Annotated in this window: 23 protein-coding genes and 1 pseudogene; 13 read left to right on the top strand and 11 right to left on the bottom strand. The window is 62.1% G+C overall.

Annotated elements, in window-relative coordinates; all coding sequences use genetic code 11:
- Window positions 1-85: 85 nt before the first annotated feature.
- Window positions 86-2,623 carry a DNA ligase D gene (gene ligD, locus CAG02_RS28475; RefSeq protein WP_085708681.1) on the top strand — a complete coding sequence of 846 codons (2,538 nt, stop codon included), beginning with the start codon at window positions 86-88 and terminating at the stop codon, window positions 2,621-2,623.
- Here ligD and CAG02_RS28480 read toward each other — a convergent pair whose 3' ends face one another.
- A complete protein-coding gene (locus CAG02_RS28480; RefSeq protein ID WP_085708680.1) occupies window positions 2,624-3,025 on the bottom strand; it encodes a hypothetical protein in 402 nt (133 codons plus the stop codon).
- 114 nt (window positions 3,026-3,139) lie between these two features.
- Complete coding sequence (locus CAG02_RS28485) at window positions 3,140-3,454, bottom strand: DUF2388 domain-containing protein (RefSeq protein ID WP_085708679.1); 315 nt, start codon at window positions 3,452-3,454, stop codon at window positions 3,140-3,142.
- A gap of 247 nt (window positions 3,455-3,701) precedes the next feature.
- On the opposite strand from CAG02_RS28485, the pseudogene CAG02_RS30350 reads away from it, so the two are divergent.
- The 3 genes and pseudogenes from CAG02_RS30350 to mqo all read left to right on the top strand — a co-directional run.
- A pseudogene (locus CAG02_RS30350) lies at window positions 3,702-4,460 on the top strand (MCP four helix bundle domain-containing protein); the annotation flags it as partial.
- 129 nt (window positions 4,461-4,589) lie between these two features.
- Window positions 4,590-5,315, top strand: a complete 726-nt coding sequence (locus tag CAG02_RS30355) for a methyl-accepting chemotaxis protein (RefSeq protein WP_371856525.1) — start codon at window positions 4,590-4,592, stop codon at window positions 5,313-5,315.
- 471 nt (window positions 5,316-5,786) lie between these two features.
- On the top strand, window positions 5,787-7,436 hold the full coding sequence (mqo, locus tag CAG02_RS28495; protein WP_085708677.1) for a malate dehydrogenase (quinone): 1,650 nt from the start codon (window positions 5,787-5,789) through the stop codon (window positions 7,434-7,436).
- A 67-nt stretch (window positions 7,437-7,503) separates the two neighbouring features.
- On the opposite strand, the gene CAG02_RS28500 is transcribed toward mqo, so the two are convergent.
- Entirely contained in the window at window positions 7,504-7,932 is a 429-nt protein-coding gene (locus CAG02_RS28500; protein WP_085708676.1) for a nuclear transport factor 2 family protein, read from the bottom strand.
- A 452-nt stretch (window positions 7,933-8,384) separates the two neighbouring features.
- Here CAG02_RS28500 and CAG02_RS28510 point away from each other — a divergent pair, with 452 nt between their 5' ends.
- Both CAG02_RS28510 and CAG02_RS28515 read left to right on the top strand, forming a co-directional pair.
- Window positions 8,385-9,596, top strand: a complete 1,212-nt coding sequence (locus CAG02_RS28510; RefSeq protein ID WP_085708675.1) for a helix-turn-helix domain-containing protein — start codon at window positions 8,385-8,387, stop codon at window positions 9,594-9,596.
- Window positions 9,597-9,627: 31 nt separating this feature from the next.
- Window positions 9,628-10,260 carry a PQQ-binding-like beta-propeller repeat protein gene (locus CAG02_RS28515; protein ID WP_085708674.1) on the top strand — a complete coding sequence of 211 codons (633 nt, stop codon included), beginning with the start codon at window positions 9,628-9,630 and terminating at the stop codon, window positions 10,258-10,260.
- 4 nt (window positions 10,261-10,264) lie between these two features.
- Here the strand turns inward: CAG02_RS28515 and CAG02_RS28520 are convergent, their stop codons facing one another.
- Together CAG02_RS28520 and CAG02_RS28525 are read right to left on the bottom strand one after the other, a co-directional pair.
- Window positions 10,265-11,131 (bottom strand): CAP domain-containing protein, encoded by an 867-nt coding sequence (locus CAG02_RS28520; protein WP_085708673.1) that lies wholly within the window; start codon window positions 11,129-11,131, stop codon window positions 10,265-10,267.
- Between the two features lie 140 nt (window positions 11,132-11,271).
- Window positions 11,272-12,042, bottom strand: a complete 771-nt coding sequence (locus CAG02_RS28525; protein ID WP_085708672.1) for an alpha/beta hydrolase — start codon at window positions 12,040-12,042, stop codon at window positions 11,272-11,274.
- Between the two features lie 112 nt (window positions 12,043-12,154).
- Between CAG02_RS28525 and CAG02_RS28530 the strand changes: the two genes are divergently transcribed.
- Window positions 12,155-13,099: an aldo/keto reductase gene (locus CAG02_RS28530; protein ID WP_170931655.1), complete on the top strand. Its 945-nt coding sequence runs from the start codon at window positions 12,155-12,157 to the stop codon at window positions 13,097-13,099.
- A 9-nt stretch (window positions 13,100-13,108) separates the two neighbouring features.
- On the opposite strand, the gene CAG02_RS28535 is transcribed toward CAG02_RS28530, so the two are convergent.
- Window positions 13,109-14,005, bottom strand: coding sequence for a LysR family transcriptional regulator (locus tag CAG02_RS28535; RefSeq protein WP_085708670.1), 897 nt, complete (start codon window positions 14,003-14,005; stop codon window positions 13,109-13,111).
- Window positions 14,006-14,153: 148 nt separating this feature from the next.
- Here CAG02_RS28535 and CAG02_RS28540 point away from each other — a divergent pair, with 148 nt between their 5' ends.
- Together CAG02_RS28540 and CAG02_RS28545 are read left to right on the top strand one after the other, a co-directional pair.
- Window positions 14,154-15,179 (top strand): NAD(P)-dependent alcohol dehydrogenase, encoded by a 1,026-nt coding sequence (locus tag CAG02_RS28540; RefSeq protein WP_085708669.1) that lies wholly within the window; start codon window positions 14,154-14,156, stop codon window positions 15,177-15,179.
- Window positions 15,180-15,269: 90 nt separating this feature from the next.
- Window positions 15,270-16,466, top strand: coding sequence for an MFS transporter (locus CAG02_RS28545; protein WP_085708668.1), 1,197 nt, complete (start codon window positions 15,270-15,272; stop codon window positions 16,464-16,466).
- Here the strand turns inward: CAG02_RS28545 and CAG02_RS28550 are convergent.
- Entirely contained in the window at window positions 16,463-17,356 is an 894-nt protein-coding gene (locus tag CAG02_RS28550) for a LysR family transcriptional regulator (protein WP_085708667.1), read from the bottom strand. The genes CAG02_RS28545 and CAG02_RS28550 overlap by 4 nt on opposite strands.
- 114 nt (window positions 17,357-17,470) lie before the next feature.
- On the opposite strand from CAG02_RS28550, the gene CAG02_RS28555 reads away from it, so the two are divergent.
- The 3 genes from CAG02_RS28555 to CAG02_RS28565 all read left to right on the top strand — a co-directional run bounded on the left by CAG02_RS28555 (window position 17,471) and on the right by CAG02_RS28565 (window position 20,678).
- Window positions 17,471-18,871, top strand: a complete 1,401-nt coding sequence (locus CAG02_RS28555; protein ID WP_256576948.1) for an amidohydrolase family protein — start codon at window positions 17,471-17,473, stop codon at window positions 18,869-18,871.
- Between the two features lie 13 nt (window positions 18,872-18,884).
- Window positions 18,885-19,364: a DMT family transporter gene (locus tag CAG02_RS28560; protein WP_085708666.1), complete on the top strand. Its 480-nt coding sequence runs from the start codon at window positions 18,885-18,887 to the stop codon at window positions 19,362-19,364.
- A gap of 69 nt (window positions 19,365-19,433) precedes the next feature.
- Window positions 19,434-20,678 carry an OprD family porin gene (locus tag CAG02_RS28565; RefSeq protein ID WP_085708665.1) on the top strand — a complete coding sequence of 415 codons (1,245 nt, stop codon included), beginning with the start codon at window positions 19,434-19,436 and terminating at the stop codon, window positions 20,676-20,678.
- Window positions 20,679-20,721: 43 nt separating this feature from the next.
- Here CAG02_RS28565 and paoC read toward each other — a convergent pair whose 3' ends face one another.
- Genes paoC through paoA form a run of 3 tightly spaced genes read right to left on the bottom strand, consistent with a single transcriptional unit; the run spans window position 20,722 to window position 24,511 of the window.
- A complete protein-coding gene (gene paoC / locus CAG02_RS28570) occupies window positions 20,722-22,920 on the bottom strand; it encodes an aldehyde oxidoreductase molybdenum-binding subunit PaoC (protein WP_085708664.1) in 2,199 nt (732 codons plus the stop codon).
- Complete coding sequence (locus CAG02_RS28575) at window positions 22,917-23,873, bottom strand: xanthine dehydrogenase family protein subunit M (protein ID WP_085708663.1); 957 nt, start codon at window positions 23,871-23,873, stop codon at window positions 22,917-22,919. Before CAG02_RS28575 ends, paoC begins: the two co-directional genes overlap by 4 nt.
- A complete protein-coding gene (paoA, locus tag CAG02_RS28580) occupies window positions 23,870-24,511 on the bottom strand; it encodes an aldehyde dehydrogenase iron-sulfur subunit PaoA (protein WP_085708662.1) in 642 nt (213 codons plus the stop codon). The genes CAG02_RS28575 and paoA overlap by 4 nt, the downstream gene beginning before the upstream one ends.
- A gap of 283 nt (window positions 24,512-24,794) precedes the next feature.
- Between paoA and CAG02_RS28585 the strand changes: the two genes are divergently transcribed.
- Entirely contained in the window at window positions 24,795-25,004 is a 210-nt protein-coding gene (locus CAG02_RS28585) for a hypothetical protein (protein ID WP_085708661.1), read from the top strand.
- 42 nt (window positions 25,005-25,046) lie between these two features.
- Here CAG02_RS28585 and CAG02_RS28590 read toward each other — a convergent pair whose 3' ends face one another.
- Window positions 25,047-25,319 carry a hypothetical protein gene (locus CAG02_RS28590; protein WP_085708660.1) on the bottom strand — a complete coding sequence of 91 codons (273 nt, stop codon included), beginning with the start codon at window positions 25,317-25,319 and terminating at the stop codon, window positions 25,047-25,049.
- Window positions 25,320-25,491 lie beyond the last annotated feature (172 nt).

Consider the following 25,491-nt stretch of genomic DNA (forward strand, 5'->3'; position numbering starts at 1 on the left):
TCCGGGGCTTTTTTACGTCGATTGAATTTTTCCGGGCAGGCGTCGCTCTTCTGCATAACAGCACCAGACTGCAGCCGGAGCCGCCATGAACAGGAACCTCGACGACTACAACCGCATGCGCGACTTCTCGGCGACCTCGGAACCGGCAGCGGTCAAGCGTCGGGGCAAAAAGACTGACGCCGATCACGCGCTGCAGTTCTGCATTCAGAAGCATGATGCCTCGCACCTGCATTACGACTTTCGCTTGGAACTGGACGGCGCACTCAAGAGCTGGGCGGTGCCCAAGGGCCCGTCGCTGGATCCCAAGGTCAAGCGCCTGGCGGTGCATGTCGAAGACCACCCGCTGGATTACGCCACCTTCGAAGGGCACATCCCCGAGGGGCATTACGGTGCAGGAGACGTCATCGTCTGGGATCGCGGCGTGTGGATCCCGCTGGAGGATCCGCAAAAGGCGTATGCCAAAGGCAAGCTCAAGTTCGAGCTGCAGGGCGAGAAGCTCGGCGGCGTGTGGAATCTGGTGCGCACCCACATGCCGGGCAAGCAGGAACAATGGTTTCTGATCAAGCACCAGGACAGCGCCGCCAGGCCGCAAAGCGATTACGACGTGCTGGTCGCCGAGCCGGACAGCGTGCTCAGCGAACGCACCCTCGTCGGCAAACCGAAGCTCGACGCCAGGCAAGTCAAACCGCTGAAACAGCCAGCGCGCAAACCGGCCTCGGGCAAACTTGTCGGCGCGCACAAGGCACGAATCCCCGCACAGTTGAAACCGCAATTGGCCACTCTGGTAGACAGCGCTCCGGCCGGTGACTGGAGCTACGAAATCAAATTCGATGGCTACCGGATCATGGCGCGCATCGATCATGAAACGGTGCAACTGTTCACCCGTAACGGCCATGACTGGACCCACAAACTGCCGGAGCAGGCCCAGGCACTGTCGGCGCTGGGGCTGGAGTCCGCGTGGCTTGACGGTGAAGTGGTGGTCACCAACGAAAACGGCATTCCGGACTTTCAGGCGCTGCAGAACGCCTTCGACGACAGCCGCAGCAGCGACATCCTTTATTACCTGTTCGACCTCCCTTACCTCAACGGTGTCGACCTGCGCGAAGTCCCGGTGGAAGAGCGGCGCGCGGCGTTGGCCACGGTGTTGAAGGCGCACAAGAGTCCGTTGCTGCGTTTCTCCGAAGCCTTCGACGAAACCCCGGAGGCCTTGCTCAACAGCGCCTGCCAGATGCAGATGGAAGGCTTGATCGGCAAACGTCTTGGCTCCCCCTATGTGTCACGGCGCAGCAGCGAATGGATCAAGCTCAAGTGCAAACATCGTCAGGAATTCGTGATCGTTGGTTACACCGATCCGAAGGGGTCGCGCAGTGCCTTTGGTGCTTTGTTGCTGGGCCTGCACGATCGCGACAGCGGCGAGTTGCGGTATGCAGGCAAGGTCGGCACCGGATTCAACGAGGCCACCTTGAAGACAGTGCTTGCCCGGCTAAAACCGTTGCGCGCGAAAAAGACTGCGCTGGTCAACCCGCCCAGTGGTTTCGAGGCCAAGGGTGTGCACTGGCTTAAACCGAGTTTGCTGGCCGAGGTGGCGTTCGCCGAAATGACTCGCGAGGGTTCGGTGCGCCATGCCGTGTTCCATGGTCTGCGCGAAGACAAACCGGCCAGGGACATCACCGAGGAGCGCGCCAAACCCATGAAGACCTCAAAGGCTCAAGCTACCGCGCCGTCCCAAGCCGGCCTGGCCGACGGCAAGGTGCGGATTACCCATCCCGACCGCGTGATCGACGCCAGCAGCGGCACCACCAAGAGACAACTGGCCGAGTATTACGCCAGCGTCGCCGAATGGATCCTGCCGCAACTCAAGGATCGGCCCGTGGCGCTGGTGCGGGCACCGGACGGCATCGCTGGCGAACTGTTCTTCCAGAAGAACGCCGAACACCTGACGATCCCCGGCATCCGCACGCTGGACAAGGAACTGACCGGCCAACCGATGATGCTGATCAACAACGCCGAAGCGCTGATCGGTGCGGTGCAGATGAGCACCGTCGAACTGCACACCTGGAACGCCACCACGGTGGATCTGGAAAAACCCGACCGCTTCGTTCTCGACCTCGACCCGGATCCGGCGCTGCCCTGGAAAAGCATGGTCGAAGCCACCGCCCTGACCCTGAGCGTGCTGGATGAACTCGGTTTGCGGGCATTCCTCAAGACCAGCGGCGGCAAGGGCATTCATCTGGTGGTGCCGCTGATTCGCAAGCACGGTTGGGACGAGGTCAAGGATTTCAGCCATGCGATCGTCAGTCACATGGCCAAACAGTTGCCGGAGCGGTTCTCCGCAGTGTCCGGACCGAAGAACCGCGTGGGGCGGATCTTCATCGATTACCTGCGCAACGGGCTCGGCGCCACCACGATTTGTGCTTACGCCGCGCGGACCCGCGAAGGGCTGCCGGTTTCGGTGCCGTTGTTTGTCGATGAAGTGAAGGCGATCAAGGGCGGCAATCAGTGGAATATTCATAACGTCCACGAACGTCTGGCGGATGTCGGCGATGAACCCTGGGCGGACATGAAGAAAACCCGCCAGAGCATTACCGCCGAGATGCGCAAACGGGTCGGCCTGAAAACGTGATCAGGCGTCGCGCAGCAAGTCGTGGGCGTTGAGCAGTTCGAAGGCGATTTCCGGGTGTTTTTCCAGCCCTCGGCGAATGGCGGCCGGGATCGCCTGACGAGTCTTGCGACACATTCCCGGCAGTTCATCGATTTCGATGGCAATGCCGCGCATGGTCCGCACTTCATTGAAGCCCGGCGCTATGGCCATGCGAATCCCCAACTGCTCGAACATCCGCTGTTGCAGCCGTTCGAGGTCAGCCAGGTTTTGCAGGTTTTCCAGGCGTTCGAGCAGGCGCTTTTCCTCCTGCCGCGTGAGCAAGAGAATGCGCAGATCCGCACCGGGCATTTCCAGCAACGGATCGCGCCCGCAGGTGCAGGCGCCGGGCGGGCAGGGGGAGCGAAGCGGGGCAGCAATCGTCATGGCCTCCATCATAGAGGCCGTTCGACGGTTTTGCCCATGGTCGCCCGGCTGCCGTCCATCGGCAGAACGCAGAGGTGGCAAATCCGTCAGCCACCGTCGTCGAGCGTGCAGCTGTTATTGCGACAGGCCTTCGTAGTGGACCAGGATCGCATTGGCCAGCTCTTCATCGCTGGCGTTCAAGCCCGGGTTTTCCCGACGAACCTGTTGCAGCGCCGACTCCAGATACGCGCCACGGATGGCACCGCCGCTGGCGACGAATGCGGACAGGTCGTCACGGGCCGGAATCACCATTTTGTGATCCTTGAAGGTGGAATACAGCGACGCGGAAACACCGGCCGAAGTGGCGACATCTCCCGCATCCACACGGGCGAAGGCCGAGCCAAAAGGCAGGCAGAGCACAAGAGACGAAACGAGTAATAAACGACGCATGACGGTGTTCCTCCAGCAGCGTAAAGCGAAAAGGAAGTACCACATAATGTGAGAGGTGCGGCGTGGCTCGGGAGTTCCATGCGCCGGAACAAGTTCTCGGGGCTGCAAACCGATAACTGCCGCACAGAATTCTTTTTTACCGGATGTGACGACATACCTTGAGACGCTCTAACCCGGCGGGTTCGCGGAAATAGGCTTAACTGAAGCGTTGAAAGCGCTGTGCGGCGCGACCAGGGAGGAAATCACCGTGTCGATCAAACTGCGTTTGGTGCTACTGATTGCGACCAGCCTGCTGACGGCGCTGATCGTGAGCCTGGTCAGCTATGTCGGCAATCAGCGCATGGCGTCGGCAGTCAGTGCCAACGCGGTGAGCATGAGCGCGCTGCGCAACCACATGGAAGCCGACATGATGCACGACGCCCTGCGCGCCGATGTCTACTCGGCCATGCTGGTGGGGCTGGGCAAAAGCACCGGTACGGCGGACGAAGTGCGCAGTTCTGTCGAAGAACACGCCGGGCATTTTCGCGAAGTGCTGGGCGAGAACCTGAAACTGCCGCTCGACACCACGATCCGGGCCGCGCTGGAGCAGATCAAGCCGAGCCTCGACACTTACATCAATGCGGGCGAGCGGATTGTCGGGCTGGCGCTGGACAATCCCGACACGGCGCAACAGGAACTCGGCACCTTCAGCGCAGCGTTCAGCCAGCTCGAAGAGCAGATGGCGTCACTGAGCGAGCTGATCGAAACCAACACCCGACAGACCAGCCTGGGCACCGAAGCGGCGATCCGCAATGCCAACATCGCCCTGGGCATCGTGCTGATTGCCAGCCTGTTGCTGCTGTTGGTGCAGGGGCGCTGGGTAATCCTGAGCATCACCGGCCCGCTGAAAACCGCCAGCCGCATCGCTGAAAGCATTGCTCATGGCAACCTCGGCGAGCCGATCGCCGAGCCTTCCGGCAAAGATGAAGCCAGCACGCTGATCCGCACGCTGGCGACCATGCAGCGAGACCTGCGGGACATGATCGACGTGGTGCGGCGCAACGCCCATGGTGTCAGCGGCATGAGCGAGCAACTGAGCCACGGCTGCCATCGGGTGGCCGACAGCAGCCAGCAACAAAGCACTGCCGCCGGCACCATGGCGGCTGCCGCGAGCCAGATGACCGCCAGCATCGAGGAAATCACCCGCCACGCCGAGCGGGCCCTGAGCATGGCGAATCAGGCCGAGTCACTGGCCAAGAACGGCGGGCAGGTGATTCATCAAGTGGTCAGCGACATGGACGACATCGCCCGCTCCGCCCAGCAGTCGGCACAGGTGATCCGCACGCTGGACCATGAGTCCGAAGGCATCTTCAATATCATCCAGGTGATCAAGAGCATCGCCGACCAGACCAACCTGCTGGCGCTCAATGCGGCCATCGAAGCGGCCCGGGCCGGGGAGCAGGGCAGAGGTTTTGCCGTGGTTGCCGATGAAGTGCGCAGTCTGGCTGCGCGCACCAGCGCCTCCACTCAGGAAATCGCCGCGATGGTCGCGCGCATCCAGAACAGCACCCGCGAAGCGGTCAGCAGCATGGAGGCGGGCGTGGCCCAGGTCGACAAGGGCATGGCCGTCACCGCCGATGTCGAACGCGCCATTCGCGAAATCCTCGACGCCACACTGAACACCACACAGCTGGTCAACGACATTACCCGCACCATCGGCGAACAGAGCCAGGCCAGCAACGAAATCGCTCATCAGGTGGAGATGATCGCCGGCATGTCGGAAGGCAACAGCAAGGTGATCGGCGAGACGGCCAATACGACGGACGAGTTGTCGAATCTGGCGGGGCGGCTGGCGCAGTCGGTTGATCGATTCCGGTTGTGAGGCGGGCGCCGTCCACCTCATTTGTAACAAGTGCAAGACCGCAGGCGAGCGAGGGGAAAGGCGACCAAATCGCTGAAAGGCTTCAGCCAGAGGCATTGCCGGGGTCATGTTCGGCGATTGGTTGCCGATAAGTCTCTGGGCGGATAAAGACCATCAAGTCGGGAACAGACGCGCGGGTTTGCCCTGACGTGATATTCTTCGCGCCACTTGGTTTGACCTAATTCAGTCTGGCGCGCTTTTCGGCGGGCCGACCGAACCCCTGTCGCTCAAGTAGCTGAAGCCAATAATGATAAAAAGTCAGTTCAGAAGGGACATATAACTGAGGTCGACGCAGCCTGTCGGCCTTGTGTGCCCACCCGTCAAAATTGAAGTGTGCCGGAACCCGCGACGCTGGCCTGAGTGTCGCGAAAAAAGGGGAACGCATACGCACAACAGCGGCGGGCGGAAGGCGTTTTATCATAGGTGCAACAGATGTTTAAAAAAGTGAACACAGCCTTGCTGGGGCTGGCTTTGGCGATGGGGATGTCTTCCGCCAATGCCGCAGAAGCAAAGAAAGTCGACGTCCTGCTGATCGGCGGCGGCATCATGAGCACCACCCTGGGTGTGTGGATCAATGAGCTGGAACCGAGCTGGTCGATGGAAATGGTCGAGCGCCTCGACGGCGTCGCCCTGGAAAGCTCCAACGGCTGGAACAACGCCGGTACCGGTCACTCCGCCCTGGCCGAGCTGAACTACACCCCGGAAGACGACAAAGGCAACGTAACGATCCCGAAAGCCGTCGAGATCAACGAAGCGTTCCAGGTTTCCCGTCAGTTCTGGGCCTGGCAGGTTCAGCAAGGCGTTCTGAAGAACCCTCGCTCGTTCATCAACACCACTCCGCACATGAGCTTCGTGTGGGGCGATGACAACATCAAGTTCCTGAAAAAGCGCTACGAAGCCCTGCAGGCGAGCCCGCTGTTTGCCGGCATGCAGTACTCCGAAGACCCGGCCGTAATCAAGAAGTGGGTCCCGCTGATGATGGAAGGGCGTGACCCGAACCAGAAAATCGCGGCCACCTGGAGCCCGCTGGGTACCGACATGAACTTCGGCGAAATCACCCGCCAGTTCGCCGGTTACCTGCAGACCAAACCTAACTTCGATCTGAAACTGTCGAGCGAAGTACAGGACATCACCAAGAACGCCGATGGCACCTGGCGCGTCAGCTACAAGAACCTGAAAGACGGCACCAAGACTGAAACCGACGCCAAGTTCGTGTTCATCGGCGCCGGCGGCGGTGCCCTGCACCTGCTGCAGAAGTCCGGTATCGAAGAAGCCAAGGAATACGCTGGCTTCCCGGTAGGCGGCTCGTTCCTGGTGACCGATAATCCGGCCATCGCCGAGCAGCACCTGGCCAAGGCCTACGGTAAAGCATCCGTTGGCGCGCCTCCGATGTCCGTTCCGCACCTGGACACCCGTGTCCTGGACGGCAAGCGCGTCATCCTGTTTGGCCCGTTCGCGACTTTCAGCACCAAGTTCCTGAAAGAAGGTTCGTACCTGGACCTGCTGACCAGCACCACCACCCACAACATCTGGCCTATGACCAAGGTCGGCATCAAGGAATACCCGCTGGTCGAGTACCTGGCCGGTCAACTGATGCTGTCGGATGAAGACCGCATGAACGCGCTGAAGGAATACTTCCCGAACGCGAAAGCCGAAGACTGGCGCCTGTGGCAAGCCGGCCAGCGCGTGCAGATCATCAAGCGTGATGAAGCCGCTGGCGGCGTGCTGAAACTGGGCACCGAAATCGTTGCTTCGAAAGACGGCTCCATCGCCGGTCTGCTGGGCGCATCCCCAGGCGCATCGACCGCTGCACCGATCATGCTGAGCGTGCTGCAGAAAGTCTTCAAGGACAAGGTCGCTACCCCTGAGTGGCAAGCCAAGCTGCACCAGATCGTTCCAAGCTACGGCACCCAGCTGAACAACGATCCGGCCAAAGTGGCCGAAGAGTGGGCCTACACCGCCAAGATCCTGCAACTGCCAACCCCTCCGGCGATTGGCCAGGCTGCACCTGCGGCGGCACCTGCTTCGGCTGAAAAGCCACAGGCTCCGAAGGAAAGCGCTGCACGTGACATGGCTCTGTAATTCAGACGCCTGACACACGAAGCCCACTGAACCGGTGACGGTCAGTGGGCTTTTTTGTGCCCGGATTTCAGGCTTTTGCGTTGGCCAGATACGCCCCCAACCGCCGTCCCATCTCTTCCCCCAACGCCTGCAACCCGCTCAGTGGCCGCACCATCACCTCGAATTCAACAATCTTCCCATGTTCATCGAAGCGGATCATGTCGATGCCTTTCAGCTCTTTCGCCCCGACCTTCGCGCTGAATTCCAGCACCACGTTCAAGCCATCCGCCGTCGCCAGTTCTCGGTGATATTTGAAGTCTTCGAACACGTTGAACACGGTGTTGAGGATCATCGAGACCACCGGTGCGCCGGAGTAAGGCGTGTGGGCCATCGGCGAGCGGAACACGGCTTGCGGATCGAGCAGGTCGGGCAGGGCTTTCAGGTCGCTGGTACGGATCATGTCGTGCCAGCGGTTCAGGGATTCGGCGGCGTTGGGGTGCAGGTTCAGCTCGGACATGGTTTCACTCCTGTATTTTTGTTGTTCTTGGCGCGGCGCCCATGACTCTAGATCAAAGCGGCGCAATGGAAACCCTCTGTACCGGTCTGAATATCGACACATGCACGGGCCGAATCCATCTGATCCGCTTTTTCCTGTTGAATCTGCATCTGTAACCGTCTCAGCCATAGGCCCAAAATACCCTTGCCGTTCGGCCATACGCGACGCGCTTCATTCCGAAGCGCCCGGTGCGCCGGACATTCAGTATTCAGGAGGCCTTCATGGCTAAGATGGCGTTTTTCCTCGGCGGCTTTCTCGTGTTGACCATCATGATCGGTGTTCTGGCCACGATTTCACCGGTCTGAACCGTCCCGCGTCAGTCGGTTTTCCGCAGGCCAAGACTGGTGCCTGCACAGGATTTGAACTAAACCGGGGTATCCCTTCACTGGAGTACCCACCGTGGCGCCTGTGTCATGGACTCGCTGATCAACGCCGCCGGCCGCGCCCTGGCGGCGGGTGACCCGTTGGCGGCGCTGAATTTCGTGGCTCTGCGTGAAGATCCACCGGCCCTGGCCTTGCGCGGAATCGCCATGGCCCAGCTCGGTGACATGGTGCGGGCCAAGGCCTTGCTGCAACGGGCAGTGAAAGCGTTCGGCGCCAACGAGCCCTTGTCCCGGGCGCGCTGCGTGGTGGCCGAGGCGGAAGTGGCGCTGGCGGCGCGGGATCTGGGCTGGCCGGTGAAGGCGCTGGAGGCGGCGCGGCAGGTCTTGCAGGATCACGGTGACCGGCTCAATGCGGCACACGCGCGCTATCTGCAGATTCGTCGGTTGTTGTTGATCGGGCAGCTGAATGAGGCTGACGCGCTACTCGATGAACAGAAACCTGCACCGTTACCCCCGGCCTTGCGCACCGCCCATGAACTGATGTCAGCCGGGATCGCGCTGCGGCGTGTGCAGGCGCACAAGGCGCAATCGGCGCTGGAGCGTGCGCAGCGGGCGGCGCAGTTGGCCGACATTCCGGCGCTGCTGGCGGAGATCGCACACGCCCGGCAAACCCTCGACGCTCCCGCCGCCCGATTGCGCATTGCCGGTGACGTGAAAACGGTGACGCTCGCACAGGTCGAAGCCTTGTTTGCGTCTGCGACGCTGGTGGTGGATGCCTGTCGCTACAGCGTGCGCGGTGCCGGCATGACGCTGGCGCTGGCAACCCGACCGGTGTTGTTCAATCTGCTGCAACTGCTCGCCGAAGCCTGGCCCGGGGATGTTCCCCGAGAGACGCTGATCGCCAGGGCCTTTCGTTTGAAACTCGATGATGAATCCCATCGCGTCCGATTGCGGGTCGAGATCGGCCGGCTGCGCGCCGCACTGAAGCCGTTGGCCGGAATCACTGCGACCTCCCGTGGCTATGCGCTGTTCGCGCAAGACGTGGCGCTGCTGACTTTACCCCTTGAAGACAAGCACGCAGCACTGCTGGCCCTGCTCGCCGACGGCGAGGCGTGGTCGAGTTCGGCACTGGCGCTTGCGCTGGGCAGCAGTCAGCGCCAGATACAACGGGCACTGGAAACCCTGGCCGCGCAAGGCAAGGTCCAGGCATTCGGTGTCGGCCGTGCGCGACGCTGGCTGACTCCGCCGGTGCCGGGTTTCGCGACGATCTTGTTACTCCCGGTGTCGTTGGGCAATGGCTAGGCTGGACTCACCACTCAACGAGGCAACCGGCATGAAACAGGCAAACGCAGAAATCCTTCGTGAATACGGCCCGTTCGAAGGCATCCACGGCGTCCATGGTGTGACCTTCGACGGTCAGCAAGTCTGGTTCGCCAGCGACGGCCAGCTCAATGCGCTGGACCCGGCCAGCGGCGAAACCGTGCGCACGATCAAGATCGGGGCCGATGGCGGCACGGCATTCGACGGCAAGCATCTGTATCAGATTGCCGACCGCCGTATCCACAAGATCGATCCGGCCACCGGCAAGGTGCTCCACACCATCGCAGCTCCCGGCGGTGGTGGCGATTCGGGCATGGCCTGGGCCGAGGGCACGTTGTGGGTCGGACAGTATCGCGAACGCAAGATCCATCAGATCGACCCGGAAACCGGCAAGATCCTTCGCACGCTGGAGTCCAACCGCTTTGTCACCGGCGTGACCTGGGTTGACGGTGCGCTGTGGCATGGGACGTGGGAGGGCGATGAAAGCGAGATCCGGCGTGTCGATCCGGGCAACGGCGAGGTGCTGGAAAGCCTCGCGTTGCCCAGCGGCATCGGCGTCTCGGGACTGGAGGCCGATGGCGGCGAGCGTTTCTACTGTGGCGGTGGGGACACCAGCAGCGTACGGGCGGTGCGCCGGCCGAAGTGAATGCTCAAGGCGCGCCGAACAGCATCGTCCAGTACACACCGTTGTCACTGCGGGCATCACTGGCAAAACCGGCGCCGACCTGGGTGAACATCGGGTTCATCAGGTTGGCGCAGTGCCCCGGGCTGGCGAGCCAACCCGCCATCGCGCTGCCGGGAGAGCTTTGCCCGGCGGCAATGTTCTCGCCGATCTGCCGGCCACGGTAACCGGCGGATCGGGCACGGTCGGCCGGCATGTCGCCATCCGGGTCCTGGTGAGCGAAGTAGTTGCCGTAAGCCATGGCCTTGCTGTGGCCCTGGGCAGCGGCGCCGAGGGACGGGTTCCAGCTCAAGGGCCGGGCGGCGGCGAAACGCTGGCGTCCGCACATCCGAGGCCGGGCGCGGGCAGCGTTGACTTGCGCCAGCAGGGCCTTGCCAACGCTGCGGTTGTCGCCCATGCGACTGTCGATCACCGGCCGCGCCAACACCACTTGCCATTCGCTGCGTGCGCGGCTGATACCGATGTCGGCGTATTGCGCGTCGATCAGTGCGCTGCAATGTTCGTCCTGCAACTGATCGAACGCCTCTTCGGCATCCTCGGCCCCGACAATGCGGATGCTGCGCACGGCCACCGCCGCATAACCGGAAGACTTCAACTGCTCGCGCAACCCGCCGCCGTAGCCATAACCGATGGGCAACGCAATATTCTGTTTGAGCGCCAGTGGCGCCAGGCGTTGTGCCGCGCGGCGGTCACAGCGCTGCGGATGGGCGCGCAGGTCATTGATGGCGGCTGCCAGTTGTCGTTCCGCGCCGGCATGGGCAGTGGGGGCGAGCAGAGGGGAGAGGATCAACAGGCACAGCGATACGAAGCGAGACGAACGAACGGCGTGGCGCATGGGACGCAGGACTCTGAAAAAAGACAGCGCTGACAGGGAGTTAACCGCGAATGCGGCGCGAGTAGGACTGGCCTTTCTGCACTTGGTTCACGGGGCGCCCATGGCTTTGTCCGGAGGCCGACGAACTGCGCAGTGGCCGCTCACCGGTTCAACACTTCCTTCATCCATTGCAGGTATTGCGGGCGTTCGGAAATCGAATTGTGCGTCGCCTCCGGCACCACTTTCAGGGTCGCCACGCCATCCGGGAAATTGCGCAGCAGGCGTTCGCTGCTGCCCCGTGGCACCACCTCGTCATCGCTCGCTGCCAGCAGCAGGGTTGGCGCGCGGATATGCTCGGCGTATTTGCCGGATTCGTAACGCTCGTTGAGCAGCCATTTCACTGGCACCCACGGGTAATGCCGGACGGCGAGTTCCTGGAGGCTATTGAAAGGCGTGACCAGAATCAGCCGGGTCACCGGCCGCTGACTGGCCAGCCGCACCGCGACGCCGGAACCGAGGCTGCGCCCGATCAGGGCGATCTGCGGATGCCTGGAAAACACCTGGTCGAACAACCCCAGGGCGTCCCGGGCAATCGCCTCTTCGGACGGCGAACCGCCGCTGCCGCCAAAACCGCGATAGTGCAGCAGGTAGATCGCGTAGTTGGGGAAGGCCTCGGCAAACGCCGGCAGATTGCGTGAAACGTCCTCGGCATTGCCACCGAAATAGATCAACGCCCGCGCCCCGGAATGCTCGCGAACACTGACCCGAATGTCCGCATCGGGCATGGTCAGAGTCATCCGCGATTCCGCCGAATCCACTGAGCCCGCCTGCGGAAAATAGATCAGCGAGCGCTGGAACACGAACAGCGCTGCACACAGGATCAGGTACAGGGCCAGCAGCAAAGCGACGAGTGACATCAGGATTCTGGACATTCGGCTAACTTTAACGGGGCGTGAGGGTTCGCCCATGCAGTGTAGTTGAGCCTTCCCCGGTGACCGCCGCCGCACACAAGGTGCAACAGATCCACCCGACAGAGAAGCCAGCATGAGCCACACTGAGGGCTATTCCCGCCGCCGTCTGCTCGAGCTGGCAGCGGGGATAACGACCGTTTTCACGTTTGACCGGGCGTTGGCTGCCGCCACGTCGTCGAGTGCCCCAGGAGGCCAGACCATGCAGACCCGCGCCATCCCTTCCAGCTCCGAGCTGCTGCCGTTGGTAGGGCTGGGCACCTATCGCGGCTTCGACGTCGCGCCCGGCGAACCGGCCTATAAACAATTGCCGGCGGTGCTCGACGAGTTGTTCAGAAAGGGCGGCACGCTGATCGACAGCTCACCCATGTATGGCCGCGCCGAAGAAACCACCGGCGAGCTGTTGTCGATTCACGAACCGCGTTCCCCGGCGTTTCTGGCGACCAAGGTGTGGACCCGCGGGCGCGAGGAGGGCATCGCGCAGATGGAAAACTCCTTCCGTCTGCTGCGCACCGATCGCATCGACCTGATGCAGATCCACAACCTGCTGGACTGGCAAACCCATCTGCCGACCCTGCGCGAATGGAAGGAACAGGGCCGCATCCGCTACATCGGCATCACCCATTACACGCCCTCGGCCTACGAGGAAGTCGAAGCCGTGTTGAAGGCCGAACCGCTCGATTTCCTGCAAATCAATTACGCCCTCGATGACCGGGGCGTGGAAAAACGCATCCTGCCGTTGTGCCGCGAACGCGGGGTGGCGGTGATCTGTAATCGGCCGTTTGGCGGTGGCGGGCTGTTGGCCCGGCTCAAAGGCAAACCCCTGCCGGGCTGGGTATCGGACGTGCAGGTCAACAGCTGGCCACAACTGGCGCTGAAGTTTTTGCTCTCGAACACGGCGGTGACTTGCGTGATCCCTGGCACCGGCAATCCGCGCTACATGGCCGACAATGCTGGCGCCGGGTTCGGGCCGATGCTGACGGATGCGCAGCGGCAGCAGTTGATTGCGTTGGCTGGTTGAGCGCTCGGTTCAAACCAGACGTTGCTCAGGAAACAGGTGCTCCTTGAGGAAGTCGATGAACACGCGGAGTTTCAACTGCGGGTGCTTGCCCGAAGGCCACATGATCCGGTAGACCCCGGTCTCCGCACAGTCCGGTAGTACGCGCTGCAGACGACCGTCAGCCAAGGCCTCGCCAACGCAGAAGTCCGGCAAATAGGCGATTCCCAAGCCTTGCAGAGCAAAGCAGATGCGCGCTTCGAGGTTGTTGCAGACCATCGAAGTCGGCACTTGCAGATCGACTTCCTGACCGGCTTCGCGCAACGGCCAGACCTGCAGTTTGCCGGTGTTGGGAAAACGAAACTGAATGCACGCATGGCTCAGCAGGTCGGTGGCTTGTTGCGGTATTCCATGGGCCTGAAAGTATTCCGGGGCACCGACCAGAATCATCCGGTAGCTGCCGATCAGGCGCGACGTGAGGCTGGAGTCCGGGACATCGCCGGCACGCAACACTGCGTCGTAGCCTTCCTCGATCACATCGACGCGACGGTCATCGAACGTCAGGTCAAGGTCCACCGCCGGATAGGTTTTCTTGAAGCGGGCCAGCACCGGCAGGAACGGCTCGCCCACCAGCGGCAGGCTGATTTTCAGGCGACCGCGCGGAGTCGCGTTAGTCTGGGAAAACTCGACTTCCGCCGCCTCGATCTCGGCGAGGATGCGCAGGCTGCGTTGCAGAAACCGGGTGCCGTCTTCGGTCAGGGTGACGCTACGCGTGCTGCGGTTGAAAAGGCGCACACCAAAGCGTTCTTCCAGGCGGGCGATGCTTTTGCCGATGGCCGACGCTGATACACCCAGCAGACGCCCGCTGGCGACAAAGCTGCGGGTTTCCGCCACTGAAACAAACACGTTCAACGCAGTCAGGCTGTCCATCACGACTCTCGAATTCACCGAAGGCGATCAATTTACCTTAGTCATTGCGGAACAAAACGTCCGCATATAACGGAGTGGCGACCTACTTAATCGGCACGGGGCATGGCTTCTATCATCGGCGCCACAGTCCTCCACCGAGTTCATCGCCATGTCCGACACAATGCAGCGCTGGGAAATTTCCGCTTTCGGCCTCGACAACCTCAACCGCGTCCAGGCTCCGCTTCCGGCCCCGAAAGCCGGAGAAATTCTGGTCAAAATCGACGCCGTCTCACTCAATTACCGCGACACTCAAGTGGCGGAAAACGGCATGACCGCCGCGCTGAAGTTTCCCTTCACGCCAGCGTCGGACATGGCCGGCACCGTGGTGGCGGTCGGTGAGGGCGTAACCCGCTTCCAGATCGGCGAGAAAGTCATCTCCACCTACATTACCAACTGGATCGATGGCAATCCCAAAACCTGGGCCGAGATGCCGACCCAGGGCGGGCCGATACCGGGCATGCTGGCCCGGTACGTCGCGACGCCGGCCGACTGGTGTGTGCGGGCGCCGAAACACCTCAGTGCGGTCGAGGCGAGCACCTTGCCGATTGCCGCGTTGACCGCGTGGATGGCCCTGATCGAACTGGGCCACTTGCACGCCGGACAAACCGTGGTGGTGCAGGGTACCGGCGGGGTGTCGCTGTTTGCCGTGCAACTGGCGGCGGCCAGTGGCGCGAACGTCATTGTCACCAGCAGCAGCGACGCCAAGATCGATCAGGCCATTGCGCTGGGCGCCACTCATGGCATCAACCGCACCACCACACCTGGCTGGCACACCGCTGTGCTGGAGCTGACCGACGGGCGCGGTGCCGATCACATTCTGGAAATGGCCGGCGGCGACAACCTCGGGCGTTCGCTGCAGGCGGTGGTCCCCGGCGGCCGGGTATCGATCATCGGCCTGCTCGACTCCGACGAACTGCGCACACCGATCATGCCGCTGCTCGGTAGCCGCGCATCGATCGTCGCTGTAGCGGTCGGGCCGCGCAGAGCGCTGGAGGATCTGGTGCGGATGGTCGATCACCACGGCATCAAACCGGTGATCGATGCGACCTATACCTTCGATCAGGTGCCCGAGGCGTTCGCCCATCTCAATCGCGGGGCGTTCGGCAAGGTTGTGGTCGATTTCAACAAATCCTGAGTACGACACCACTCAACTGTGGGAGCTCACTCGCTCCCACAGGGTTTTGTGCTGTCCGGTAGATTTTCTTTCCTGATGTGATGAGTGTTTATGAATCGTTCCCCCCATCCCATGTCCGTCATGCCCTTCATCATTCTTGGGCTGTTCGGGCTGTACACCCTGGAACTCGGCGTGGTCGGCATCCTGCCACTGATCGTCGAACGCTTCGGCGTCAGCGTCGCCCAGGCCGGGCTTTTGATGAGTCTGTTCGCGTTTATCGTGGCGTTGTCCGGTCCGTTTCTGGTGTTGCTGTTTTCGCGTTTCGACCGTAAGAAAGTGTTGGTCGGCGCGCTGCTGTGTTTTTCCGTCAGCAGCGTGTTCTCGGCCTACGCGCCGAACTATTCGACGCTGATGGCGCTGCGGATCGTTCCGGCGATGCTGCATCCGGTGTTCTTCTCGGCGGCGTTCGCTGCTGCGATTTCGCTGTACCCCAAGGAGCGCGCCACCCACGCGACGACGGTGGCCTTCATCGGCACCACACTTGGGCTGGTCTTCGGCGTGCCGATCACCGCGTGGGTCGCCGGGCGTTTTTCCTATGAGGCGTCGATCCTGTTCTGCGCCGTGGCGACCTTGCTGGCCGGGCTCGGCCTGTTGCTCAGGTTGCCTCGGCAAACGGCTGCGCCAGAGAGCTTCGCCAGCCAGTTGTCGATCCTGAAAAAACCTGCGGTATGGCTGGCGATCATTGCCACGGTGCTGGTGTTCACCACCAAGTTTGCGGTCTACAGCTACGCCGCCGAGTACCTGAAAAACCAGACCGGTCTGGACGGTGAAACCATCAGTTTTCTGTTGGTGATCTTTGGGGTGGGCGGGGTGCTGGGCAACCTGCTGGCCGGTCGCATGCTGGCGACGCATCTGGTGGCGACGGCTTTGCTGTTTCCGATCCTGCTGAGCATCGCTTACCTGATTCTGGCCACGTTCGGCAGCGCATCGCTTGGCTCGATGCTGTTGATCGTTCTGCTGTGGGGCGCGATTCACACCAGCGGCATGATCATCACCCAGATGTGGCTGACCAGCGCCGCGCCCGAAGCGCATTCGTTCGCCACCAGTCTGTATGTGTCGGCGGCGAATGCCGGGATCGCCCTCGGTTCGTGGATCGGCGGGGTATTCATCGACACCTGGGGCCTGCCGGGCACGATCTGGTGCGGGTTGCTGTTTGCGCTGTTGTCGTTGCTCACGATTGGCGCCAGGGCGATGTTCTACGGCGGTCACCAAAAGCGCCCCGACCTGCGCGGTGCAAGCGCCGCTTAGTGAGCCTTGCGCAACGCGGCGATGAAGGCCTGCAGCGCCGACGACATCTGTCGGTTGCTCGGGTAATACAGGTAGAACGCGGGGAAGGGTGTCGACCACTCTTCCAGCAGCGCCACCAGTGCGCCGCTGTCCAGTTCGTCCTTGATCCATTCACGGATCCACACCGTGATGCCCAGTCCATCCAGCGCCGATTGCATGGCAACGGCGCAGTCACTCACCACCAGTGATCCTTTCACACTCAATTCGAACGGCAGGCCGTCGCGGAAAAACCGCCATTTGTACAAACCGGTTTCGCCGGAGCGGCGCCAGTTCACGCAGCGATGGTCCAGCAGATCGGCCGGTTCTTGCGGATGGCGCTTGCCCTCAAGGTACTGCGGCGAGGCGATGGCGATCTGGGTCAGGGGTTCACTGAGTTTGAGTGCGACCATGTCCTGTTCGATGAACTCACCGAGACGGATCGCCGCGTCGTAGCCCTGGGCGACGATGTCGGCGGTGCTGTCGTCGGTGGTCAGTTCGAGCTTGATGTCCGGGTACGCTGCCTGGAACGACGGCAGGATCGGCTGGATGAAGTGCAGCATCGCCACCTGCGGCGCGCAGATGCGCAGGGTGCCGACCGGCGTGTCGCGGTAATCGTTGAGCTGTTCCAGCGCCGCGTCCAGGTCGGCAAAGATCTCGCCCAGGCGTTCGAACAACCGGGTTCCGGCCTCGGTGGTCGACACGCTGCGCGTGGTGCGATTGAGCAGGCGCACACCCAGGCGTTCTTCCAGACCCTTGATGGTCTGGCTCAGCGCCGACGGCGAAACCCCCAGCGATTGCGCGGCGCGGGAGAAATTAAGCTCCCGTGCAACGGCAAAAAACGCCCTGAGATGGCCGAACTCTTGATCGCGCATTATGTATATCCAGCTTCACAATGTGTGTAGGTGTTTGGGCATTCTAAATAAAGGCACCCGGTCAGACAATGCGGCTACAGGCCAATGTGCCGACCGCTACCGAGGAGCCACCCCATGTCTTTCAATGCTCATTTCGATGTTCTGACTTCTGCGCTCGAACCGCTGCCCGATGACCGGCGTCTGTTGCTGATCAAGGGCGGAACCCTCGTTACCCAGGACGAACGCCTAAGCAACTTCATTGAAGGCGACGTGCTGATCCGTGGCACCGAAATCGTCGAGGTCGGCAACGGTCTGTCCGCCCCGGACGCCGAGGTGATCGACGCCAAAGGCATGATCGTGATTCCCGGCATGGTCGATACCCACCGGCATGCCTGGGAAGGTCAGTTGCGCCGGATCAATCCGAACTCGCCGACCCTGGAAGACTACTGCAACGCCACGCATTTCTCGTTCGCCAAATACTACCGCCCGCAAGACATGTACGTCGGCAACCTGCTGACCGCGCTTGGTGCGATCAACGCCGGCATCACCACCATCATCGACAATTCGCACAACGCCCGCAGCGGTGCTCACTCGGACGCGGCCATCGATGCCCTGACCGACGCCGGCATTCGCGCCGTGCATGCGCCGGGCGCGCCGTTGTCGGGGGAGTGGGAATCCGCGCAATGGCCGGGCGACTTGCGACGCCTGAAAGACAAATACGCCAGATCGTCCGATTCGCTAGTGACCCTGGCGATGATGGCGCAGCTCGACCGTGAACAATGGGCGGTCGCCCGTGAGCTTGGTCTGAGCATCGTCACCGAGTTTTTCGGCGCCGGCATGGCCGCCGAGCTGGACGCACTGCACGAGGAAGGGCTGCTCGGTCCGGACAACATTTTCAACCACTGCACCTGCCTGCCGGATCACGGCTGGTCGATCCTGCGCCACGCCGGGGTCAAGGTGAACGTCTGCCCTCGCTCCGATGCGCACTATGGCCTGGAAGACGGGGTTTTCGCCTGGCAGAAAGCCGTCGATCACGGGATGAAACCGGGCCTGAGCGTCGACAACGAAAGCTCTTACGGCGGTGACATGTTCGGCGAAATGCGCGTGGCGTTTTACCTGCAACGGGCCGCCGCACACAGCGCGCGATTCCACGGTCAGCCGGCGCCGGAACTGGTCAGCGCCGCGCAACTGCTCAAGGCTGCGACTCTCGATGGCGCCGCGTGTGCCGGCCTCGATGCGCGCATCGGCAGCATCACCCCCGGCAAACAGGCCGACATCGTGCTGATCCGCACCGACAACCTCAGCGTCTATCCGTCGAACAATGCCCTCGGCACGGTGGTGCATGGCGCCGAACGTGGCGACATCGACACCGTGATCATCGCCGGGCGCATCCGCAAACAGGCGGGAGTGGTGCTGGGCGTGGATCGCGAGCAACTGAACCGGGCAACCGAAGAGTCGCGCAGCTACCTGTTCAACGCGGCCGGCTACAGCCCTGATCCCTTCGCGGAGCATTTCGCCCCGCTGCATTCCTGCTGAGAGGTGCACGGTCATGATCCTGATTTCCTTTGCCCTGGCCTTGTTGGCCGGTGTGGCGATTGCCGTGCAAGCGGCGGTGAACAGTCAGTTGGCCGGGGCCATGACCGGCAACACCTTGGCGGCGGCGTTCTACTCGTTTCTCAGCGGCATGCTGGTGCTAGGTGCACTGGCGTGGATGCGCGGCGGACTGGGCGATGCGTTGAGTGTGATTCCGGCGCAACCGGGCTGGCGTCTGGTCGGTGGCGTGCTTGGCGCCGGGGCGATTTTCTGCACCGTGTGGCTGGCGCCGCGCATCGGCCTGGCGAACCTGCTGGTGCTGGTGATTGCCGGGCAACTGCTGTCGTCGGTGGCCATCGATCACTTCGGCTGGCTCGGCGCAGTGGTACGGCCGGCGGCGTCGATCAAGATCGCTGGCGCCGTGGTGGTACTGCTGGGCGTGGCGCTGACGCTGTTCGGTGAACGGCTGATCGCGATGCTCGCCAGGGCTTTTTGACCTGCTTCTTCAGATCCTTTCGCCACTCATTTCATAGGTGTCGCCGTGACTGCATTCATTCATTCGGGGATGCGCAATGGACTGTCGACCCTGGCCGGTACGCTGCTGCTGGCAAGTTTGAGCCATGGAGCCCGGGCGGATTTTCTGGCGGACTCCCACGCCTCGTTCGAAACCCGCAACGTCTACTTCAACCGTGACTTTCGTGACGGGCCGTCGACTCTTCAGTCGAAGCGCGAGGAATGGGCCCAGGGCCTGATGTTCAGGTTCGAGTCCGGTTTTACCCCGGGCGTCGTGGGTTTCGGTGTCGATCTGCTGGGCATGGTCGGCGTGCGTCTGGATTCCAGCCCGGATCGTGCCGGCAGCGGTTTGCTGCCGGTGCGCAGTGACGGTCGAGCGGCCAGCGAGTACGGCAAGCTTGGGGTGACGGCGAAGGTGAAGTTTTCAAAAACCGAATTGAAGGCAGGTTCGTTGTTTCCCGTGCTGCCGACACTGCGCCCGCAGGACGGCATGATTCTGCCGCAAACCTTTCGCGGCGCCCTGGTGACGTCGCAGGATTTACCCGGTGTGGTGCTGACGGCGGGGCAGCTTGATCGGGTCAAGGGACGCAACGATACGAGCTATGAACCGATTGCCCTGAACAACAAGAACAACCGCTTCGTGACCAATGCCCAGGGCGACCACCTGAATCTGGTCGGGGTGGATCGCCAGGTGAACGAGCACCTCAAGGTCAGTTATCACTATGCATCGTTGAGCGATGTCTACGATCAGCACTTCATCGGCCTTACCGATACACGACCGATGGCCGGTGGAACGGTAAGCAGCGATCTGCGGTTTTTCTCCAGCGAAAGCCAGGGCGCGGCCAAGGCCGGGAAGATTCATAACCAGTCACTGAACGGCATGGTCGGCTATGCCGCCGGTGGGCATAAAGTCAGTGTCGGTTATCAGGCGATGTTCGGTGAAAGTGCATTTCCCTATGTCGAAGGCAGCGATGCCTATTTGGTTAACTACGCACAGATCGGCGATTTCGCCGAAGCCAAAGAACGCTCCTGGCAGGTGCGATATGACTTCGATTTCGAGCGCCTGGGCATTCCCGGCCTGACCTTCATGAGCCGCTACATTGATGCCGATCACGCTCAGGTCGCGGGCAAGACCGGGCAGGAATGGGAGCGCAACACCGAGTTGAAATATGTGATTCAAAGCGGCACGTTCAAGGATGTTGCCTTGCGGGTGCGCAATGCGACTTATCGCTCGTCGTTCAGCCGCGATGCCGACGAGACGCGGATCCTGATCACCTACACCAAAGCCCTCTGGTGAATCTGATAGTGCACTAGCCCCCCATGCTAGTGCGCGAGTGAATTCAGATCATCGGCGGCAGCGAATCGAGAATCTTGTCCAGGGTAATCGGATACTCCCGCACCCGCGCACCAGTGGCGTTGTAGATCGCATTCGCCACCGCCGCGCTGACCCCGCAGATGCCCAGTTCGCCCACGCCCTTGGCCTTCATCGGCGAAGAGATCGGGTCGGTTTCATCGAGGAAGATCACCTCCTGGTGCGGGATGTCGGCGTGTACCGGCACTTCGTAGCCGGCCAGGTCATGATTGACGAAAAAGCCCAGGCGCTTGTCCACCGACAGCTCTTCCATCAGCGCCGCGCCGACGCCCATGGTCATCGCGCCGATCACCTGGCTGCGGGCGGATTTCGGGTTGAGAATCCGCCCCGCAGCGCAGACCGCGAGCATGCGTCGCACACGGACTTCGCCGGTGGCGGCATCGACCGCCACTTCAACGAAATGCGCGCCGAAGGTCGATTGCTGATATTGCTTGGCGAGGTTGGCGAATTCGATGCTGTCCTCGGCTTCAACCGCCCCGTTTTGCGCGGCGTTGCGCAACGGCACGTGTTTGTTGCCGAGCTGCACCTGGCCATCGGCGAACACTGCGTCACCCTCGGTCATGCCCAGTTTTGCCGTCACCGCTTCGCGCAGTTTCATGCACGCCGCATAGACCCCTGCGGTCGAGCAATTGGCGCCGAACTGGCCACCGGAGCCGGACGACACCGGAAAACTCGAATCCCCCAGATGCACCACCACATCCTCCAGGCCCACGCCCATCATCTCGGCGGCGGTCTGCGCGATGATCGTGTAGCTGCCGGTGCCGATATCGGTCATGTCGGTTTCCACGGTGATCTTGCCGTCACGCTCCAGCCGCACCCGTGCGCCGGATTTCACCAGCAGGTTGTTGCGAATCGCCGCCGCCACGCCCATGCCGATCAGCCAGCGACCTTCGCGACGGGTGCCGGGCGTTGCATTGCGCTTGTCCCAGCCGAAGTGTTCGGCGCCGGTTTGCAGGCATTCGATCAGGCGTCGCTGGGAGAATGGTCGCTCGGTTTTTACCGGATCGACCTGGGTGTCGTTGAGGATACGGAACTGGATCGGGTCGAGTTTGAGCTTTTCCGCCATCTCGTCCATGGCGATTTCCAGCACCATCAACCCAGGGGTTTCGCCGGGGGCGCGCATGGCGTTGCCTTCGGGAAGATCCAGCGGTGCGAGGCGCATGCTCACCAGGCGGTTTTCCCCGGCATAAAGCAACTGGCTGGGCTGCGCGGCGACTTCGACCTTGCCCTCGGCCAGGTTGCCCGACCAGCCTTCGTGGGCGATGGCGGTGAGTTTGCCGTCCGCCGTGGCGCCCATGCGGATGCGCTGGATGGTGGCGGGGCGGTGGGTGGTGTTGTTGGCGATTTGCGGGCGGGCGAGGGCGACTTTCACCGGGCGGTTGGCCAGGCGCGCGCCGAGGGCGGCGAGGATCGAATCGGCGCGGATGAACAGCTTGCCGCCGAAACCGCCGCCGATGTAGGGCGAAATCAACCGCACTTTTTCTTTGGGCAGGCCGAGGGTGCTGGCGATGTCGCCGGCACTCCAGGCGATCATCTGGTTCGAGGTCCACAGGGTCAGTTGATCGCCTTGCCACGCGGCGAGTGTTGCGTGGGGTTCCATCATTGCGTGGGACTGGTCCGGGGTGCTGTAGGTCTGGTCGAACTGCACCGGGGCGGCGGCAAACGCGGTGGCGAAATCGCCGTGTTTGACGTCCGGCAGTTCTTCCTTCGGCTCCTTGCCCTGATCGCGTACGGCGGCCAGATCGAACTGGCCTTTATCCGTCGCGTACTCGACATGCACAAGCTGCGCGGCGGCCCGTGCCTGTTCGAAGGTTTCTGCGACCACCAGCGCCACTGCCTGGTGATAGTGCTGCACCTCGGGCCCGGCCAGCAGGTGTGCGGCGTTGTATTTGCCCTTGCCGAGTTTGCCGGCATTGGCGGCGGTGACGATGGCCAGCACGCCGGGGACGGCGTGGGCCTCGTCCAGATCCATGCGGGTGATGCGACCCTTGGCGATGGCCGCACCGACCATGACGCCGTAAGCCTGATTTTTTACCGCTTCGTGTTGTTCGTAAGCGTAAGGCGCCTGACCGCTGGTTTTCAGCGGGCCTTCGATGCGGTCGGTGGGTTTGCCGATGACCTTCAACTGGTCAATCGGATTGGTGGTGGCGGGCGTGTCGAATTTCATGCTTCGTCCCTCGCTTGGGCCAGCACCGAGGCGAGCGTGCGCTCCACCAGCGTTACCTTGAACTGGTTGTCATGGGTGGGCGTGGCGCCGTCGAGCAGGCGTGCACTGACGGCTTTCGCGCCATGAGGCAGCAGCGCTTCTGCGGCCTCGACCCGCCAGGGTTTCGGCGCGATGCCGCCGACGGCAATGCGGCCGCTGCCGTCCTTTTGCAGAATCAACCCGACAGATACCAGCGCGAAGGCATAGGACGAACGATCCCGCACCTTGTGATAGACGTGGGTGCCGCCAACCGGGGCGGGCAGGGTAACGCCGGTGATCAATTCGCCGGGCGCAAGCGCGGTTTCGATGTGCGGCGTACTGCCGGGCAGAGAGTGGAAGTCGGCCATGGCGATGCGTCGGGTGCTGCCATCGGGTTTGAGGGTTTCGATCTGCGCATCCAGCGCCCGCAGGGCAATCGCCATGTCGCTCGGGTGAGTGGCGATGCACGCGTCGCTGACGCCGATGATCCCCAGCTGTCGGGTGACCCCGCCAATCGCTGCGCAACCACTGCCGGGATTGCGTTTGTTGCAGGCCTGATTGGTGTCGTAGAAGTACGGGCAACGGGTGCGTTGCAGCAGGTTGCCGGCGGTGGTTGCCATGTTGCGCAACTGCCCCGAGGCTCCGGCCAGCAGGGCACGGGAGAGCAGGGCGTAGTCTTTGCGCACGCGCGGGTCGGCGGCCAGATCGGTGTTGCGCACCAGTGCGCCGATGCGCAAGCCGCCGTCGTCGGTCGCTTCGATCCCGTCGAGTCCCAGATGATTGACGTCGATCAGGTGCGGCGGCGTTTCGATGTCGAGTTTCATCAAATCCAGCAGGTTGGTGCCCCCGGCGATGAACCGCGCGCCTGCCACCTGCGCCGCTTGGGCAGCGGCTGCGGCGGGGGAGTCGGCGCGACTGTAATTGAACGCTCTCATGCCGAGACCTCCGCGACTTCGCTGATGGCTTCGATGATGTTGGAATAGGCGCCGCAACGGCAGATGTTGCCGCTCATGCGCTCCTGCAACTCGCTGGCGATCAGTTGCGGCGGCTCGGTCAGACTGGGGCTGGCGTGACTGGGAATGCCGTCGCGAATTTCCTTGAGCACCGCCACCGCCGAGCAGATCTGCCCCGGCGTGCAATAGCCGCACTGATAACCGTCATGCTTGATGAACGCCGCTTGCATCGGATGCAGGTGGTCCGGCATGCCGAGGCCTTCGATGGTGGTGACCTTGGCGCCGTCCTGCATCACCGCCAGGGTCAGACACGAATTGATCCGCCGGCCATCGACGATCACCGTGCAGGCGCCGCACTGGCCGTGGTCGCAGCCTTTTTTGCTGCCGGTCAGGTGCAGGTGCTCGCGAAGAGCATCCAGCAGCGTGGTGCGGGTATCGATATCAAGGGCCTGCGGCGTGCCGTTGACTTCAAGCGTCACTTTGCTCATGGCCGGTTGCTCCAGACTGGCCGCGTAGGCCTTGAGGCTGATGAAGGGCGGTAGCGCAAACGCTGTCGCTGTCACGGCGCCGAGTATCAGGAACCGGCGTCGGGACATCCCCGATGGCGGATGATCGTTCATGGCTGGGCTTCCTCTGATCAGGTCGGCGGGTTGCAAATGACCCGCACGTGCACGCCGGCGTGGTTGCCAGTCTTGGTCTGTTCTAGGAGTGACCGCGGGGGAGAGGAAAAGGTTTTGTCGGATTTTTGCCCGGACATCAGGGCCGCCACGCAGAGGCAAACGAAGCGATCAACGGTCACGGGTCGTCAGTGAATCATCGGTGTTTTCCCCGGTCGAAACCGCGGCTGCGCGCACCGCGCTGACCACTTCCGTCGTCAAGACCTTGGTTTTAGGGAAATTCTGAATGATGCGTGCAACGAGCCTGTTGCTGACTGTTTCTGCCGCCGTATTGTTGGGCGGTTGTGTGGCGGATTTTGATGATGACTACCGCCATGGCCGGCATTACGACCGCGACCACGGCCGTTATTACGATCATGACCGGCGCTGGGATGATCGCGACTACGACCGTCGCGACGGGCGTCGCTATCATCGCGGCGATAACGACGACCAGTAAGGAACAAAAAGGGGCGTTCCCTCACGGGAACGCCCCTTGGCATTAAAAATGAGCGTTCGCCCGGACGCTGGATCGCGCAGGCACGGAGGCCTCGATGTCCAGCAAATGGGTGGCGAGTATGTCGCTCAGAAAACGGAATTGATCGTTGAGGCCCACCACTTCATTGCTGAAATGATTACTCGCGGCGGGCATCAGCAGATCTTCGAAATCTTCGTTGAACACCAGCGGCTGTGTCTTCAGCGACACCGGCTGCTGGTCGTAATAGTCGTTGCCGAAGACCGGGAAGCTCACGGCGAGGGTGACGGTATGACTCATGATGTGAACTCCTCGTGGTGTGTGTCTCGGATGGGTGAATCCTGCGCCGGACGCGTCTGATGCGGAAGGCAATCGTCGTAATGGTGATCATCGACGTCAGTGATGGTTGGAACAAAAGCTGAAATCCCGCGCCCGGATCGAGGATCGATACAACCGGACAAACGGCTGAAAC

This window comes from Pseudomonas sp. R43(2017) (assembly GCF_002112345.1).
GTDB classification, from domain to species: domain Bacteria; phylum Pseudomonadota; class Gammaproteobacteria; order Pseudomonadales; family Pseudomonadaceae; genus Aquipseudomonas; species Aquipseudomonas kribbensis.

What these genes read in the sequence shown, in the direction of transcription:
- ligD (WP_085708681.1), top strand. Translation starts at nt 86, where the DNA reads ATGAACAGGAACCTCGACGACTACAACCGCATGCGCGACTTCTCGGCG.
- CAG02_RS28480 (WP_085708680.1), bottom strand. Translation starts at nt 3,025, where the DNA reads ATGACGATTGCTGCCCCGCTTCGCTCCCCCTGCCCGCCCGGCGCCTGC.
- CAG02_RS28485 (WP_085708679.1), bottom strand. Translation starts at nt 3,454, where the DNA reads ATGCGTCGTTTATTACTCGTTTCGTCTCTTGTGCTCTGCCTGCCTTTT.
- CAG02_RS30355 (WP_371856525.1), top strand. Translation starts at nt 4,590, where the DNA reads ATGGCGGCTGCCGCGAGCCAGATGACCGCCAGCATCGAGGAAATCACC.
- mqo (WP_085708677.1), top strand. Translation starts at nt 5,787, where the DNA reads ATGTTTAAAAAAGTGAACACAGCCTTGCTGGGGCTGGCTTTGGCGATG.
- CAG02_RS28500 (WP_085708676.1), bottom strand. Translation starts at nt 7,932, where the DNA reads ATGTCCGAGCTGAACCTGCACCCCAACGCCGCCGAATCCCTGAACCGC.
- CAG02_RS28510 (WP_085708675.1), top strand. Translation starts at nt 8,385, where the DNA reads ATGGACTCGCTGATCAACGCCGCCGGCCGCGCCCTGGCGGCGGGTGAC.
- CAG02_RS28515 (WP_085708674.1), top strand. Translation starts at nt 9,628, where the DNA reads ATGAAACAGGCAAACGCAGAAATCCTTCGTGAATACGGCCCGTTCGAA.
- CAG02_RS28520 (WP_085708673.1), bottom strand. Translation starts at nt 11,131, where the DNA reads ATGCGCCACGCCGTTCGTTCGTCTCGCTTCGTATCGCTGTGCCTGTTG.
- CAG02_RS28525 (WP_085708672.1), bottom strand. Translation starts at nt 12,042, where the DNA reads ATGTCCAGAATCCTGATGTCACTCGTCGCTTTGCTGCTGGCCCTGTAC.
- CAG02_RS28530 (WP_170931655.1), top strand. Translation starts at nt 12,155, where the DNA reads ATGAGCCACACTGAGGGCTATTCCCGCCGCCGTCTGCTCGAGCTGGCA.
- CAG02_RS28535 (WP_085708670.1), bottom strand. Translation starts at nt 14,005, where the DNA reads ATGGACAGCCTGACTGCGTTGAACGTGTTTGTTTCAGTGGCGGAAACC.
- CAG02_RS28540 (WP_085708669.1), top strand. Translation starts at nt 14,154, where the DNA reads ATGTCCGACACAATGCAGCGCTGGGAAATTTCCGCTTTCGGCCTCGAC.
- CAG02_RS28545 (WP_085708668.1), top strand. Translation starts at nt 15,270, where the DNA reads ATGAATCGTTCCCCCCATCCCATGTCCGTCATGCCCTTCATCATTCTT.
- CAG02_RS28550 (WP_085708667.1), bottom strand. Translation starts at nt 17,356, where the DNA reads ATGCGCGATCAAGAGTTCGGCCATCTCAGGGCGTTTTTTGCCGTTGCA.
- CAG02_RS28555 (WP_256576948.1), top strand. Translation starts at nt 17,471, where the DNA reads ATGTCTTTCAATGCTCATTTCGATGTTCTGACTTCTGCGCTCGAACCG.
- CAG02_RS28560 (WP_085708666.1), top strand. Translation starts at nt 18,885, where the DNA reads ATGATCCTGATTTCCTTTGCCCTGGCCTTGTTGGCCGGTGTGGCGATT.
- CAG02_RS28565 (WP_085708665.1), top strand. Translation starts at nt 19,434, where the DNA reads ATGCGCAATGGACTGTCGACCCTGGCCGGTACGCTGCTGCTGGCAAGT.
- paoC (WP_085708664.1), bottom strand. Translation starts at nt 22,920, where the DNA reads ATGAAATTCGACACGCCCGCCACCACCAATCCGATTGACCAGTTGAAG.
- CAG02_RS28575 (WP_085708663.1), bottom strand. Translation starts at nt 23,873, where the DNA reads ATGAGAGCGTTCAATTACAGTCGCGCCGACTCCCCCGCCGCAGCCGCT.
- paoA (WP_085708662.1), bottom strand. Translation starts at nt 24,511, where the DNA reads ATGAACGATCATCCGCCATCGGGGATGTCCCGACGCCGGTTCCTGATA.
- CAG02_RS28585 (WP_085708661.1), top strand. Translation starts at nt 24,795, where the DNA reads ATGATGCGTGCAACGAGCCTGTTGCTGACTGTTTCTGCCGCCGTATTG.
- CAG02_RS28590 (WP_085708660.1), bottom strand. Translation starts at nt 25,319, where the DNA reads ATGAGTCATACCGTCACCCTCGCCGTGAGCTTCCCGGTCTTCGGCAAC.